At 38.1% G+C, this 14,857-nt stretch carries 12 protein-coding genes; 11 read left to right on the top strand and 1 reads right to left on the bottom strand.

Annotation, left to right across the window (positions count from 1 at the left end):
• Window positions 1-418: 418 nt before the first annotated feature.
• Entirely contained in the window at window positions 419-799 is a 381-nt protein-coding gene (locus ACP6PL_RS14335) for a hypothetical protein (RefSeq protein ID WP_426545939.1), read from the top strand.
• 463 nt (window positions 800-1,262) lie between these two features.
• On the opposite strand, the gene ACP6PL_RS14330 is transcribed toward ACP6PL_RS14335, so the two are convergent.
• Entirely contained in the window at window positions 1,263-4,004 is a 2,742-nt protein-coding gene (locus ACP6PL_RS14330) for a phycobilisome rod-core linker polypeptide (protein ID WP_426545938.1), read from the bottom strand.
• Between the two features lie 1,008 nt (window positions 4,005-5,012).
• Here ACP6PL_RS14330 and ACP6PL_RS14325 point away from each other — a divergent pair.
• From ACP6PL_RS14325 to ACP6PL_RS14280, 10 genes are all read left to right on the top strand, one after another.
• Complete coding sequence (locus ACP6PL_RS14325; RefSeq protein ID WP_426545937.1) at window positions 5,013-6,215, top strand: class I SAM-dependent methyltransferase; 1,203 nt, start codon at window positions 5,013-5,015, stop codon at window positions 6,213-6,215.
• 369 nt (window positions 6,216-6,584) lie between these two features.
• On the top strand, window positions 6,585-7,025 hold the full coding sequence (locus ACP6PL_RS14320) for an ATP synthase subunit I (protein WP_426545936.1): 441 nt from the start codon (window positions 6,585-6,587) through the stop codon (window positions 7,023-7,025).
• A gap of 322 nt (window positions 7,026-7,347) precedes the next feature.
• Window positions 7,348-8,094: a F0F1 ATP synthase subunit A gene (gene atpB / locus ACP6PL_RS14315; RefSeq protein WP_293096038.1), complete on the top strand. Its 747-nt coding sequence runs from the start codon at window positions 7,348-7,350 to the stop codon at window positions 8,092-8,094.
• 370 nt (window positions 8,095-8,464) lie between these two features.
• Window positions 8,465-8,710 (top strand): ATP synthase F0 subunit C, encoded by a 246-nt coding sequence (atpE, locus tag ACP6PL_RS14310; RefSeq protein ID WP_011611801.1) that lies wholly within the window; start codon window positions 8,465-8,467, stop codon window positions 8,708-8,710.
• A 106-nt stretch (window positions 8,711-8,816) separates the two neighbouring features.
• Window positions 8,817-9,302 (top strand): F0F1 ATP synthase subunit B', encoded by a 486-nt coding sequence (locus ACP6PL_RS14305; RefSeq protein WP_426545935.1) that lies wholly within the window; start codon window positions 8,817-8,819, stop codon window positions 9,300-9,302.
• Between the two features lie 134 nt (window positions 9,303-9,436).
• The gene (locus tag ACP6PL_RS14300) at window positions 9,437-9,970 is read left to right on the top strand and encodes a F0F1 ATP synthase subunit B (RefSeq protein WP_426545934.1); all 534 of its coding nucleotides are present in this window, start codon (window positions 9,437-9,439) and stop codon (window positions 9,968-9,970) included.
• Window positions 9,967-10,515 (top strand): ATP synthase F1 subunit delta, encoded by a 549-nt coding sequence (atpH, locus tag ACP6PL_RS14295; RefSeq protein WP_426545933.1) that lies wholly within the window; start codon window positions 9,967-9,969, stop codon window positions 10,513-10,515. The genes ACP6PL_RS14300 and atpH overlap by 4 nt, the downstream gene beginning before the upstream one ends.
• A 150-nt stretch (window positions 10,516-10,665) precedes the next feature.
• Complete coding sequence (gene atpA / locus ACP6PL_RS14290) at window positions 10,666-12,183, top strand: F0F1 ATP synthase subunit alpha (RefSeq protein WP_426545932.1); 1,518 nt, start codon at window positions 10,666-10,668, stop codon at window positions 12,181-12,183.
• A gap of 311 nt (window positions 12,184-12,494) precedes the next feature.
• On the top strand, window positions 12,495-13,439 hold the full coding sequence (locus ACP6PL_RS14285) for a F0F1 ATP synthase subunit gamma (RefSeq protein ID WP_426545931.1): 945 nt from the start codon (window positions 12,495-12,497) through the stop codon (window positions 13,437-13,439).
• Between the two features lie 401 nt (window positions 13,440-13,840).
• Entirely contained in the window at window positions 13,841-14,737 is an 897-nt protein-coding gene (locus ACP6PL_RS14280) for a shikimate dehydrogenase (protein WP_426545930.1), read from the top strand.
• The last annotated feature ends 120 nt before the right edge of the window (window positions 14,738-14,857 follow it).

Genomic DNA, 14,857 nt, shown 5'->3' with positions numbered 1-14,857 from the left:
CATCGCTCTATTTAGTATACGCTATATATAGTGTCTTTGCGTAAGTCCTGATGATATTACATTCTGTTCGCGAAGCGTTTCCGCAGGAAATGGAAAACCTCACCAATTAGCACTCGATGCATGACTTCCGTGAAACGGTATAAGTAGGTGGGAAAAAATCAACAAAGATTTTTGGCATTGCTCAATCAAAGTATGAAAAGAAAAACTGAATAATTTCAAGTATTTGTTATTCAATAGTGAGCACGTTCGCGTAGTGGTGCATAGCACTATCGCAGTAAGTATGGGAAGTATTATCGCCAACAAATACAAATCATATTCACCCACCAGCAACCCCAAATTTTTAAGATCAAACTCTGTGACAATGTTGCATAATTAAATTGACTTCAATTCAATTTTAATTACTTCAAGGAGACAAAAAATGGAAGATAAACAGTACGAATTCGATTCATCTCAAAACGAACTAATTCTCGACTTGTCCAATAAAATGCGCTTTGTCAGCTACTTTCTAATTGCTGGAGGAGTTCTTTCCGGAATCATTGGTTTGTTAAGTTTAAATGCAGGTGTTATCATCCCAGCAGTTGTTGATATTATTATTGGTGTTTGGACTTTAAAAGCTGCTTCTTCTTTTAAACTTATTGTCGATACTGAAGGAAATGACATTGTTAACCTGATGGGAGCTTTAGGCGAACTACGAAAGTTGTACCGACTACAATATTGGTTATTAATCATTACCTTAGTTTTTCTGGCGATCGCCCTTGTTATAGGTATTGTTGCAGGTATTGTTGCAGTGAGTAGATAGACTACTTCTTTTGATGAATTTAGAATTCAGAATTCAGAATTATTAAATTAAGTAATTGTAGCGGTTTTCCAGAAATGTTGAATACAAAACTTCTGCCTTCTACCTTGAAGCAAAAATATCTGTATCAGGACTTACGCATTAGGTACGAAAAACTAGGGTTTGAGATTGCTTCCCTATCGGTCGCAATGACGAAAATACGTTGTACTGCGTAAGTCCTATGTATTCTATATTAATGAAAATTGCTATAACTTCCAACTTCTGACTTTAGCTATAAAAATCCCCTGCTATAAAAATTTATAGCAGGGGAACAATATTAATTCAAACCAAAAAATAACTAATCGCTTAACTACCTATTAGCTTTTGGCATTTCCTGACGGAATGCTCCGCAAACAGCTATTAGCCTTTAGAGCTAGAGTTTAAATCCTCTTCTAAACATTTACTGCTGAGTGCTGAGTGCTAATTGTTAACTGCGATCTATTGCAGCTACTGGTTCAAAACTAGGTATAACCAAATCCTCATTCTGCTTGGTTAACTGATTATATAACCTTTCAGTATTCGGGAAGTTAGCAGCAGGAAGAGTTGGGAAACGACGATAAGGAACAGTATCCTCACCAAACATCTCAATATATTCAACACTATTTACCATAGCGCCGATAAAACCCTTAATACCTGAAGTTGCGAGAATCTGATTATACTTCCGAATCTCAACTTGATTACGAGGAGCGCGACCTAAGAAATGCTTAGTACCAAGTTCAATTACCTTAGTATTAGGATAAGGTGTGTAGAACTCCTTAACATAAAGTTGAGAACAACCTAATCCCTCAATGAATTCCTTGAGGTTGATTTCATTATTTCCTAACTTACTTTCCAGAGAAGAGAACTCAGTCCTAACGACATAAGGATCGATATCCCGCTCAAAAATCTGACGGTAAGCAGCAGCAATAACCATTTTCAACTGTTGCTTATCTTCTGTACTTGTTAGCTTAAATATCTTAGACTGTTCCCGCTGCTTGTTAACACCTTGAATAACTCGGAACTCAACATCAGGTTCGTTGCGAACCTCCCCAGGAGTTCCCAACTCAACAAATCTTGGTGTCTCTTCTTTCTCAACTTGCAGATTTTTGTCGCCAATACTACCTACCCTTGTATTTCGCAACGACAAACCAGCAGGAGTTAAGTAGCGTTCGTAAGGAATAGTATCTTCGCCAAAAGCTTCGTTATATTCTTGACTATCGATAATGGCATCAATTAGAGCATAGAAACCTTTCTTAGCACAAACATCAAAGTAAGAATTAATTTCCTTACGCCCATAAGTTGGACGACCTAATAACCTCCGATGAATGTACTCAACTGCCTTACATACATATAAGGAACTCCAGTACACATTGCGGAAAGCATCAGACTTTGCCAGAGCGCGAATAAATTCCCGAAGAGTTATGTCACCGTTTTCAAGTTGAGTTTCTGCTACTTTCAGGCGTTGACTATCGTAAACATCGCGACCAAATACCTGACGATAAGCGGCAGCGATAATCTTTTGAGTAGAACTTTCAGAGAATTTAATGCTAACACCGTTGCTGCCACCAGAGTTACTGAAACCACTACTAACATAACCTCCAGGTAGTTGATCCAACTTGAAGACCTTCGGACCAAGAGAACCAGGATTTTTAGCTCTTGCACCGGGGTTACTAATTTGGCTATCAATACCAGCACCTTGACGAATTAAAATCCGACGAGTATCTTTACCAAAAGGTGCAGGACGGTTTTTGGGGTTGCGAGTTTCTTTCGGGAAGATTGCCCCAAACTGAATTTCTAATGGGTCGTTACCAATACCATAAACGTGCTGATCTGGCAAGGGCTGATTGTAGTCAGCAAATAAAGTAACAAACTGAGGTACTTTGCGGAAAGGGGCACTATAGTTAAATAAGTCAAGTTGTATTCCCCAGTTCCGACATTCCTGAGCCTCTTGACCTAAACCACGTAGATATGGTACTGTCTCTTCCCCAAAATAATCTGAGTATTCTTGAGAGTCCACGATAGCATCTACTAAAGCGGACAAACCACCTTTAGTAACAATATTGAAGTATTTGCTAAACTCTTCTGGTGAACTTAAACCCCGGCCCAAGAAGTGACGAGTTGCCAATTCAACTACACGACTATTGACAAATCCTTCATAGAACTGTTTCCGGTAAAGAGGAGATTTGCCCAAACGACGAATAAACTCTTTCATCGAGATTTCGCAATTTTTGGCCTGAGATTCCAGATAAGAAATATTCTGGTTGTAAGCTCTGGTAATGTCCCGTTCAAATAACTGGCGATAAGCTGCCTTAATGACATCCTGTTTTTCAAAGTTGGATAGACCAGGCTTCATTACAAATTTTTGTCGCCTTTCCGCAGCATTGAAGTAAATTTGTGGTAATTCTAGCCCTTGCTGATCTGAACTTTGACCCTGACGTTGCTTATTAGAAGGTGTTGCCCCACGAAACTCAGTCAAAACCACATCAAAGTATTGGGCAACAATGTCCTTAGCTTCCTGGTCTTGAAAATATTTAATCGAAGCTTGTCGCATCTGTTGGATAGCCACAATAGTAGCTGCACTAGAACAAGCATTCTCAATGATTTCTCTTAAACCACGTACATTCACTGAGAGAATGTTAGGGTCTCCGGCCACAATAGCATAAGTAGTGTAGCGTAAGAACCAGGATAAGTCCCGCAAGGATTTGGTCATATTAGCGGGGCCATACTTAGACACGGGAATTGGTCGGAACCCAGCAGGTATAGGGCCAGCACTACTCGCACCTAAATTAGTAAACAGGTTGCGTAGACCTTGAAGTGGATTATTGCCACTCTTATTCTCTACATAAGTAGCAGTACCCAGTTTCATACTTTCAGAAACTGAAGTTGTTGCAGCACCAACAGCACTCATGGCCATTTGTGGTTCATCAGGCTTTTCCAAGAAAGCCATAGGAGAACCACCAGTAAAGATAGTATTGGCCGCAACAGAAACAATTCTTTCTGAATTATTGGTCAGTATCTGAGCAATTTCTAAACGCTTGGCTCCTGAACTAAAAAATGTTTTTAGTTCATCTAGTTCCGCTTTTCCTAGAAAGCGGTCTTGTTGTTCCGCTTGAGAAATAGTTGATGCTGGTACAGTTTGATATAGTTGCGGACGTGCAACTGAACTTCCACCACTTGCTTTGACAGTCATTCTATTTTTGTCGCTCCCTATTTGAAGTTTTTACAGCTTCTATTCAGACTGTTTAACTGGAATTTTTATGACATTTTAAACACGCTTTCCTTTGAGAAAAAGCATACCTTTCTTAAGGTAAACCTTAAGAGATTTTTTGCCACAAAAGGTGATATTAAAACCAAATAAATAATTTATCATTTATTTGGTTTTAATGTTTTTACAGAAAACTTTATTTATACTCCAGATCCTGTACTATTCCAGAGTTTATGGGTTATTTATAGGGTTTTATGTACCTAAATCAGGTTTATGTGTTTCCCACAATACCCTTTAAATAAAACCTTATTTGCTCAATTCCTACAGGTCACATACTGTAGTTGACATCAAATTTTTGATTTTGATATTTTCTGCATTAGCATCATAAATTTATACCTTTTTTTGATAGGTATTATGCTAGAACTTTTTTCACAACTAGGTTGAGTTTTATATTTAGGTATTGCCTCACCCAAGATGCCTCATTTATTGGTATCATTGCTTTACTATTAAAGCTTAATTTTTTTAACAGTAATTTGATCAAAATATTGAGGCCAAAGAAAGTAGGTATTTTGGCTATTTTTACTTTCTAGCTTTTACTTAATCTTTTTCAAGGTAAAATATTTTGGGCTAAATACCTGCTTTTGTTAAAAAACCTTACAGAATTTTATTTTATAGATTTATGGTCTTTTATCTTAGAAAAAATAATAAATTTTGTTAAGTAATTGTTGATGATTGGCAAAGTAGGCCATTTCAGTTAGTCTCTTAGGGTCAGAACTTAGTTAACAGTAACGACTGCTGAAGCTAAAGGCTGGAAATACTGAAGTTGATTTTTTCATCCCTCATTCAAAGGAAGGCTATTAACTTTATTTTTTCCTCAAATCCTTCTCAACTAATTTTTTTGGCTTTTAACTTTTGTATAGCAACACTAAGTTTTCGGAACATTCTCTACAATCATCTGTATTCCCACACTAAATCTTAATTTTTGCTCGAATTATGAAAGATAAACTTGATATTAGTTCTGCTGTTGAGGGACTCTATGATACTTTTCCATTTCCTCCAGACCCCTTAGTAGATGAAGCACCTCCTGGATATAACTGGCGCTGGAGTTGGCCAGTAGCTTATAGTTTTTGCAGTGGTCAAAAACCGAAAAAACAAGATATTAGAATTTTAGATGCAGGTTGTGGTACAGGTTCTAGTACAGATTATTTGGTTCATCTCAACTCTCAAGCATCTGTAGTCGGAATAGACTTAAGTAGTGGTGCTTTACAGGTAGCAAAGGAAAGGTGTAGTCGTTCGGGAGCTTCGCGGGTCGAACTTCATCATCTCAGCATATATGATGTGGGCAAACTAGAGGGAGAGTTTGACTTTATTAATTGTGTAGGAGTACTGCACCATTTACCCGATCCAATTCGAGGTATACAAAATCTAGCTTTGAAGTTAGCCCCTGGTGGAATTATGCACATCTTTGTTTATGCAGAGTTAGGGCGCTGGGAAATTAGTTTGATGCAGCAGGCGATCGCTATCCTTCAAGGTAATGAACGTGGGAACTATAAAGATGGAGTTAACATCGGACGTCAACTTTTTGCTTCTCTACCAGAGAATAACCGTCTTGTCAAATATGAACAGCAAAGATGGGCTTTTGAAAATCAAAGAGATGAGTGTTTTGCCGATATGTATGTCCATCCCCAGGAGATTGACTATAATATTGATACTCTGTTTGAGTTAATACAAGCATCAGGTTTGGAGTTTCTCGGATTTTCCAATTCCGAATACTGGGATATCAAACGACTTCTAGGAAAATCTCCTGAATTGACAGAAAGAGCAATTGACTTAAATGACCAGGAACGTTATCGTTTGATTGAGTTATTAGACCCTCAAATTAGCCATTATGAGTTTTTCTTAGGAAGACCACCTTTACAGAAGGTTGATTGGTCTGACGATCGCTTTCTCAGCGCAGCAATACCTGAATTAAGTCCTTGTATCCAGGGATGGCCGAGTGAAAATATATTTGATGGTGACTATAAATTGGTAAATTTGTCAAGAGAAGAATATGAATTTCTCCAAGCTTGTGATAATGGGGCAAGCAGCAAATCTCAACTAACAGTAGGAGAAATATTAACAAATTTACCAATAGGACTAGAAACTGTGCGATCGCTTCAATCCCGACTTTTAATTTTACTCACCCCAGGTTTATGAAGTCAGAAGTCAGAAGTCAGAAGTCAAAAATTGATCGGCACTAAATCTTGTTACTTCTACGTTGTAAAAGTTAGAAGTTGTATAGTCAGGAAAGATATTCAGAAGTTAGAAGTTATAGCAGGTTTCATCTCAGTGAAGTACGCCTGTAACTGTTAATATGCCTGTACTAGAGATATTTGATGACAAGTATTTGTAATTGATGTACTTGTAATCTTCTATAGTCAATAATTTAACTTTCCACATTCTAACTTTTGACTTTTAACTTTTAACTTTTGACTTTTGACTTTTAATTATGCTTGCTCCAACATGGTATGATGACTCTTGGCATATAAAAAAAGCCTACCACTTGTGATTAGTATCTAAACTTTTGTGAATATATCTGATACATCACCAGAAACCATAACTGTTGAAACTAATACTTCAGAAGTTGGTACTGTAACACCAGAACCAAATCCTTCAATACAAGAGTATTACAAACTGCAACAGGAGTTATATGTAATCACCTTGACAATTACAGGTATAATTTTTATCTTTGTCTGGGTTTTTTACTCCCTAAACATTGCTCTTAATTACTTGATAGGAGCAGCGACAAGTGTGGTTTACTTAAGAATGTTGGCTAAAGATGTTGAACGTATTGGCAGAGAAAAAGGAGGTCTGAGTAAAACAAGACTAGCTATGTTTATTGGGTTGATTATAGTAGCAACTCAGTTAAATGAGCTAAAAATTTTACCGATTTTCCTAGGATTTCTGACTTACAAAGCAGCCTTAATAATATATGTACTGCGAACATCGCTGATGCCTAACTCATAGGTATATTAAAAAGCGTTCAGCACTCAGCATTCAGCAAGATTCTAAAGTTTTAGAAGGTGATTTAAACCCCTCCTAAAAAACCCTACTTATAAAAATAGAAGCAGGGAATTTTAACCCTGTAGGGGCGAATGGCCATTCGCCCGATAGCTAGCTGTCTAATGAAAATGTAAAGGGAAGCCTTCTGGCAACCTATTAGCGGCGTATTTGACTTCGCCTAGAACTCTGATTTGTCGGAAGTTCTGAAATCCCTAAGGGGAATCTCCGTCGCTATGAGCGCAGAGAGTAGTCAATTTGACATAAATCGGGAAGCCTGAGAACCAAAATGCTAGATGTTTTAAACACTATTAACTTTTTACCTCTGGCTGAATTGGAAGTTGGCCAGCATTTTTACTGGGAACTAGGTAGTCTCAAAATACATGGGCAAATTATACTCACATCCTGGTTTGTAATTGCCCTGATACTTTTGGCTGCTTTTTTAGCCTCACTAAATGTGCAGCGAATTCCTAGTGGGATGCAAAATTTCATGGAATCTGTCCTGGAATTTATCCGCAGTCTCACAAAAGACCAGATTGGTGAAAAAGATTATCGCCCTTGGGTACCATTTGTTGGTACGTTATTCTTGTTTATCTTTGTGTCAAATTGGTCAGGAGCGTTAGTCCCTTGGAAAGTAATAGAACTACCTTCAGGAGAACTAGCTGCCCCTACAAGTGACATTAATACAACAGTGGCATTGGCACTACTGACTTCTATAGCATATTTTTATGCAGGTATCAGCAAAAAAGGCTTAGGATATTTTGCTGGTTATGCCGAGCCAGTACCTTTTATGGTCCCATTTAAGATCATAGAAGATTTTACCAAACCTCTATCCCTAAGCTTCCGTTTATTTGGTAATATTCTCGCTGATGAATTGGTAGTAGGAGTGCTAGTTCTACTAGTACCTTTATTTATCCCTCTACCACTAATGGTTTTGGGTCTATTCTTAAGTGCGATTCAGGCACTAATTTTTGCTACCCTAGCTGCTAACTACATCGGAGAAGCATTAGAAGAACACGGTGAACATCACGATTAAGAGAATAAGTAGGCAGTAGAAAAAAAACTTGCTAAAAAAAAACTCAAAATCTGGTATTCTAAGCTGTTAGTGGGATAAAAAGTTACCAGATTCATATAGATTGAAGATGGTAGAGTAAAAAGTCCCTACAAAAAGAAGAATCCAGGGTGTCAGAACCCCTGGAGATGTCAAAAGTAAAATTCAGAATTGATGAGTGATGTGAGATAAAAGCAAGAAATTTGAACTGGTTCAGTTTCATACTCCACTTCAATCATCACATCAATTCATCTAAAAGAGTGACCATTGTGTAGTTGATTGCACTACAGTGTAATCAATATATTTCTAATCGTCAAGTTTGTACATTAAGTTAAACAAAGGAAAGAGAATTATTATGGATCCATTGATTGCTGCTGCTTCCGTTGTTGCTGCTGCTTTAGCTGTAGGTTTAGGTGCTATTGGTCCTGGAATTGGTCAAGGAAATGCAGCAGGTCAAGCTGTAGAAGGTATTGCCCGTCAGCCAGAAGCAGAAGGAAAAATTCGAGGCACATTACTGTTGAGCTTGGCATTTATGGAAGCTTTAACAATTTACGGTCTAGTGGTATCACTGGTGTTGCTATTTGCTAACCCCTTTGCATAAAAACCCTGATTTATAGAAAGTAGGGATTTTAGATTTTTGATTTTGGAGATCGAAAATCTAAAATCTTTAAATCAAAAACTATGGGAACCACCAAAGATTAGAGAAAATGATAAATTGGACAATTTTACTAGCTGTTGAAGAAGTAGCAGAAAAGGGTGGTTTGTTTGACATAAACGCAACTCTACCCTTAATGGCAATTCAGTTTCTACTTCTGGCTTTTGTCTTAGACAAAATTTTTTATAAGCCACTGGGTAAAGCTATAGATTCTCGTGCAGATTATATTCGCGACAATCAACTCAAAGCAGAAGAACGTTTGACAAAGGCTAAACAATTAGCTGAACAATACGAGAAAGAGTTAGCAGAAACTCGTAAACAATCTCAAGCGGTTATTGCGACAGCTCAAGCAGAAGCTCAGAAAATAGCAGCCACAAAAGTTGCTGAAGCTCAACAAGAAGCACAAGCGAAAAGAGAACAAGCAGCTCAAGAAATAGAACAGCAAAAGCAAACAGCTTTACAACAGTTAGAAGAACAGGTAGACTCTCTCAGTCGCCAAATTCTAGAAAAACTATTAGGACCAGAATTGGTCAGATAGCCAAATTCAGAATTTAGAATTCTGAATTCTGAATTTAACAATAATGTTCTAAGCTTTGCTTCGACTGCTCTAAGTAAACTCAACATCCAACAAGATAATTAAAGGCTTGTAACGGCTGACTATCACAGAATATCATGTTAAATGTTTTATGGCTAGCCACAGAAGCTAGTGCAGAAGAAGGTTTTGGTCTAAACCTGGATCTTTTAGACACAAACCTGATTAATTTAGGAATTCTAATTGCAGTTCTGCTGTATTTTGCGCCAGGCTTCATTGGGAAAATTCTCCGTGAAAGACGTGCCACTATCGAACAGGCAATCACAGAAGCAGAACAGCGTCAAAAACAAGCAGCAGCAGCATTAGCAGAGCAACAACAAAATTTGACCCAAGCTCAAGCAGAAGCAGAAAAAATTCTGGCTACTGCGCAAACAAGGGCGCAGGAAGTCAAGGAAAGAATTGCACTTCAGGCCGAACAAGATATTGAGCGGATGAAAGCTACTGCTAACCAAGAAATGGATACTGAAAGAGATAAGGCAATTGCTCAACTGCGCTCAATTGTAGCATCTAAAGCATTGGTACAAGTAGAATCTCGACTGAAAGAAACTTTAGATGATAATGCCCAGCAACAATTAATAGATCGTAGCATAGGGTTATTAGGAGGTCAATTATGAGTGTAATTGCTGGTGAAATTGTAGAACCCTACGCAGCAGCTCTAATGTCCTTGGCTAAATCAAAAGAACTGACTGAGAGATTTGCCGAAGATGTGCGTGGCCTGATTAATATCATGGATGAATCCCCAGAATTGAAGCAATTTATGGGAAATCCAGTTCTTAAGCCAGAGGACAAAAAAGCAGTCCTACAACGCATGGTGGGAGATCAAATAGATCCCTTTATGCGTAATTTTTTAATGCTGCTAATTGATAGAGGTCGGATTATTTTTCTAGAGCAGATCGGGAAACAATACCTAGCACTATTGCGGGAACTGAATCAAACTGTTTTAGCAGAAGTGACCTCGACAGTAGAATTAAATGAAGACCAAAAAAATACAGTCCGCGAACGAGTCAAATCAATGACTGGTGCAAGGGAAGTAGAAATCGAAACTAAAATCGACCCAAGTCTACTGGGTGGTGTCATTATCAAAATAGGTTCTCAGATAATTGACTCTAGTCTGCAAGGACAACTGCGTAGAATTGGCATAAGCCTCAAAGCAGTATAGAAGAATTTAGAATTCAGAATTCAGAATTCAGAAATTAAATTCTTGCTGTGAGTATATTTGAGAGGAGCGAGAATGTCGTAACTGCACTGGCAATTGCTATATGATACTCGCTCAATTTTTGTAAAATAACTTGACAACAGAAAAAGAAATATGGTATCAATCAGACCTGACGAAATTAGCCAAATTATTCGCGACCAGATAGAACAGTATGAGCAAGATGTAAAAGTATCTAATGTTGGTACTGTTCTCCAAGTGGGTGATGGTATTGCCCGTATTTATGGGCTAGACAAAGTAATGGCTGGAGAACTGGTAGAGTTCGCAGATGGTACTGTAGGTATTGCCCAAAACCTAGAAGAGGATAACGTAGGTGCAGTATTAATGGGTGAAGGCAGAGAAATCCAAGAAGGCTCTGCTGTAACCGCTACAGGTAGAATTGCCCAGGTACCAGTAGGAGATGCCTTGATTGGTCGGGTGGTTGATGGCCTCGGTCGTCCAATTGACGGTAAAGGAGATATTCAAACTACTGACAGTCGCCTGTTGGAATCACCAGCTCCAGGAATTATCGATCGCCGTTCTGTTTATGAACCAATGCAAACAGGTATTACTGCGATTGATTCCATGATTCCTATTGGTAGAGGTCAACGAGAACTAATCATTGGTGACAGACAAACAGGTAAAACAGCGATCGCCATCGATACTATTATTAACCAAAAAGGCGAAGATGTTGTCTGTGTATATGTAGCTATTGGTCAAAAAGCTTCTACAGTAGCTCAGGTAGTAGGTACTCTGGAAGAAAAAGGCGCATTGGATTATACAGTTGTGGTAGCTGCTAACGCTAGTGATCCTGCAACTCTTCAATACTTAGCTCCTTACACTGGTGCTACTATTGCCGAATACTTCATGTACAAAGGCAAAGCAACTCTGGTAATCTATGATGACCTTTCTAAGCAAGCTCAAGCTTATCGTCAGGTATCCTTATTATTACGTCGTCCACCAGGTCGGGAAGCATATCCAGGAGACGTATTTTATCTTCACTCTCGTCTTCTAGAAAGAGCTGCTAAACTTAGTGACAAACTTGGTGGAGGCAGTATGACTGCCCTACCAATTATTGAAACTCAAGCAGGTGACGTTTCAGCTTACATCCCCACTAATGTAATTTCTATTACTGATGGTCAAATCTTCTTGTCTAGTGACCTATTCAACTCAGGTTTCCGTCCTGCGGTGAATGCTGGTATTTCTGTATCCAGGGTGGGTTCGGCTGCTCAAACTAAAGCGATCAAAAAAGTTGCTGGTAAAATTAAGTTAGAGCTAGCTCAGTTTGCTGAATTAGAAGCATTCTCTCAGTTCGCTTCTGACTTAGATAAAGCTACCCAAAACCAATTGGCACGGGGTCAGCGCTTGCGGGAAATTTTGAAGCAAGCTCAAAACTCACCTCGGTCACTTCCTGAACAAGTAACAGCAATTTATTCTGGTATTAATGGTTACTTGGATGATATTCCTCTGGAGAAAGTGGCTAAGTTTATTCCTGGTTTACTAGATTACATGAACAATAGTAAGCCTAAGTTCGGTGAAATCATCAAAACTGAAAAGGTACTTACCGATGAAGCACAAACTCTCTTAAAAGAGGGTATTACTGAGTATAAGCAGACATTCTTGGTATCAGCTTAGTCGATTAGTTGCTCCTTGGTTATAGATAGTTAGTGGTTAGTTGTTAATGGTAACAAAAACAATTAGCCACTGATTGTTTATTAATAACAGGACTGACGCACCCAAAGACGAAACCAGGTTTATTGCCCTAACTCTCAGGAAATTTTGTTGATAAACCGGGTTTCTGCGTAAGTCCTAAATTTAAGATAGATTTACGGAAAAACAGACTTGAAAGCAACTAGATTAACAGAATAAATTTGAGTCTAGTTGACCCACAAGAAAAAATCAAGGGTTTTTCTTCTTCCTTCTTCATTCTTACTTATTCAAAAACAATGCCTAATTTAAAAGCTATTCGCGATCGCATCAAGTCGATCAAAAACACGAAAAAAATTACAGAAGCAATGCGTCTAGTGGCAGCAGCTAAAGTGCGTCGTGCCCAAGAACAAGTAATTGCTACAAGACCTTTTGCTGATCGCCTTGCTCAAGTTTTATATGGACTTGCCGAACGTTTACAGTTTGAAAGTTTAGACTTGCCTCTACTCCAACAAAGAGAAGTTAAAACAGTTGGGTTATTAGTAATTTCTGGAAATCGTGGTTTGTGTGGTAGTTATAATACCAGTATTATTAAACGTGCAGAAACTAGAGCGCGTGAACTTACAGAACAAGGAATTAATTATAAATATATATTGGTGGGGCGTAAAGCAATTCAATATTTCCAACGTAGAGAAGCTCCGATTTTAAATACTTATGATAACCCCGAAAAAATCCCAACTGCTGAGAACGCTTCAGGGGTTTCTGATGAGATGCTTGCAGGTTTTATCTCAGGCTCAATAGATAGAGTAGAGTTAGTTTATACTAAGTTTATCTCACTAATTAGCTCTAAACCTGTAATTCAAACTTTATTACCTCTCGATCCTCAAGGTTTGGAAGTTCAGGATGATGAAATATTCCGTTTAACTACTAAAGGTGGTGAGTTGGAAGTATCACGAGACAAGGTTGCTGTACCTACTAAAAGTTTCCCTCGCGACATGATTTTTGAGCAAGATCCTACTCAAATTTTAGAGGCTCTGTTGCCATTATTCTTGACTAACCAGTTATTGAGAGCATGGCAAGAGTCATCTGCTAGCGAGCTAGCATCTAGGATGACTGCAATGAGTAATGCTAGTGATAATGCTAGTGAGTTAGCTGGTACATTAACTCTTTCTTATAATAAAGCTCGGCAAGCTGCTATTACTCAAGAACTGCTTGAGGTTGTAGGTGGTGCTAACGCTCTGTAGTAATTCAGTGATCAGTTGTCAAAGAATCTTTGTATTTGTCTGACGATAGCACGACTTTTGAAAATTTTATTGTGAATACGTCTGGGATGACTCAGGCGTATTTTTTCAATTTTTTTTGATTTAGTGTATGAGTTATAGCAGTGCTTGAATCTATGAGATATAGTTTTAGATCTCCTCCGCCCAAAAAGGAGGGGGACTATACCTGAGATTGCTTCTTTCCACTTACCCAATCCTCTTATTTATAATAGCAATCCTCAATGGTTTGTGAAAAACAACTCTAGGGTTTTGCTTGCTAAACCTTAGAGAAAATGGGATTTGGAGACAAAAACCCTACGATAAAATATTACATCCTATTTAGGATTGCTAAAAAAGAGGTAATTATTAATTATTAATTGTTTAAAATGATTACAGGTAAAACAAAATTATTAGGAGTCATTGGTTATCCTGTTGAACATTCTCTGTCTCCGCTGATGCACAATGCTGCAATTCAAGCAATAAATAATCAACAAAATCAACAAAATCAACAAAATTTAATTGATTATGTTTATCTACCTTTTCCTATTAAACCAGAAGATTTAAACACGGCTATTGCTGGATTTTCTGCAATTGGTGTTCAGGGTTTTAGTATTACTATTCCTCATAAACAAGCAATAATACCACTTTTATCAGAAGTCTCCGATATTGCTCAAGCTGTGGGGGCAGTTAATACTGTTTATAAAATAAATAAAGGATGGGCGGGGACGAATACAGATGTGGTAGGATTTCTTGCTCCACTACAAACCTACAATTGGAATTGGCATCAAAAAGTTGCAGTAATTTTAGGTAATGGTGGTGCTGCTCGTGCAGTTGTAGCGGGTTGCGCTCAGTTAGGTTTTGCAGAGATTCATGTTGTTGGTCGTTCGGAAGATAAATTAACTGCTTTTCAGCAAAGTTGGGTGAATTCTCCTCTGCCAGCAAATTTAATAATACATAAGTGGGATGAATTATCAAGCTTAATTCCACAGGCAGATTTGTTAGTGAATACAACTCCAGTAGGAATGTATCCTCATATTGATCGATCTCCAGTGGATGAGGCGATGTTTGAGAGTTTGTCACCAGGAACAATAGTCTATGATTTAATTTATATTCCTAACCCGACTAAATTTCTGCGACAAGCTCAGGTGAGGGGAGCGATCGCTATTGATGGTTTAGAAATGTTGGTTCAACAAGGGGCTACTGCTTTAGAATTATGGTTACAACAGTCTGTACCTTTAGATATTATGCGTGATTCTTTGCGTCAACATTTAGGTCTGACTTAATCACTCCTGAAATATTTAATATCATATTCCCTAGAACAGTTATAATTAAGCTCTTAGTTGGGATTCACCTTCTTGAAAACTAGACACGCGCTAGACATTTGCCATCGGTGAGTGCAAATG

This window comes from Dapis purpurea BLCC-M126 (genome assembly GCF_050015975.1).
Taxonomy (GTDB): domain Bacteria; phylum Cyanobacteriota; class Cyanobacteriia; order Cyanobacteriales; family Microcoleaceae; genus Trichodesmium.
This window is presented reverse-complemented; position numbering and strand designations above follow the sequence as displayed.

What these genes read in the sequence shown, in the direction of transcription:
- ACP6PL_RS14335 (WP_426545939.1), top strand. Translation starts at nt 419, where the DNA reads ATGGAAGATAAACAGTACGAATTCGATTCATCTCAAAACGAACTAATT.
- ACP6PL_RS14330 (WP_426545938.1), bottom strand. Translation starts at nt 4,004, where the DNA reads ATGACTGTCAAAGCAAGTGGTGGAAGTTCAGTTGCACGTCCGCAACTA.
- ACP6PL_RS14325 (WP_426545937.1), top strand. Translation starts at nt 5,013, where the DNA reads ATGAAAGATAAACTTGATATTAGTTCTGCTGTTGAGGGACTCTATGAT.
- atpB (WP_293096038.1), top strand. Translation starts at nt 7,348, where the DNA reads ATGCTAGATGTTTTAAACACTATTAACTTTTTACCTCTGGCTGAATTG.
- atpE (WP_011611801.1), top strand. Translation starts at nt 8,465, where the DNA reads ATGGATCCATTGATTGCTGCTGCTTCCGTTGTTGCTGCTGCTTTAGCT.
- ACP6PL_RS14305 (WP_426545935.1), top strand. Translation starts at nt 8,817, where the DNA reads ATGATAAATTGGACAATTTTACTAGCTGTTGAAGAAGTAGCAGAAAAG.
- ACP6PL_RS14300 (WP_426545934.1), top strand. Translation starts at nt 9,437, where the DNA reads ATGTTAAATGTTTTATGGCTAGCCACAGAAGCTAGTGCAGAAGAAGGT.
- atpH (WP_426545933.1), top strand. Translation starts at nt 9,967, where the DNA reads ATGAGTGTAATTGCTGGTGAAATTGTAGAACCCTACGCAGCAGCTCTA.
- atpA (WP_426545932.1), top strand. Translation starts at nt 10,666, where the DNA reads ATGGTATCAATCAGACCTGACGAAATTAGCCAAATTATTCGCGACCAG.
- ACP6PL_RS14285 (WP_426545931.1), top strand. Translation starts at nt 12,495, where the DNA reads ATGCCTAATTTAAAAGCTATTCGCGATCGCATCAAGTCGATCAAAAAC.
- ACP6PL_RS14280 (WP_426545930.1), top strand. Translation starts at nt 13,841, where the DNA reads ATGATTACAGGTAAAACAAAATTATTAGGAGTCATTGGTTATCCTGTT.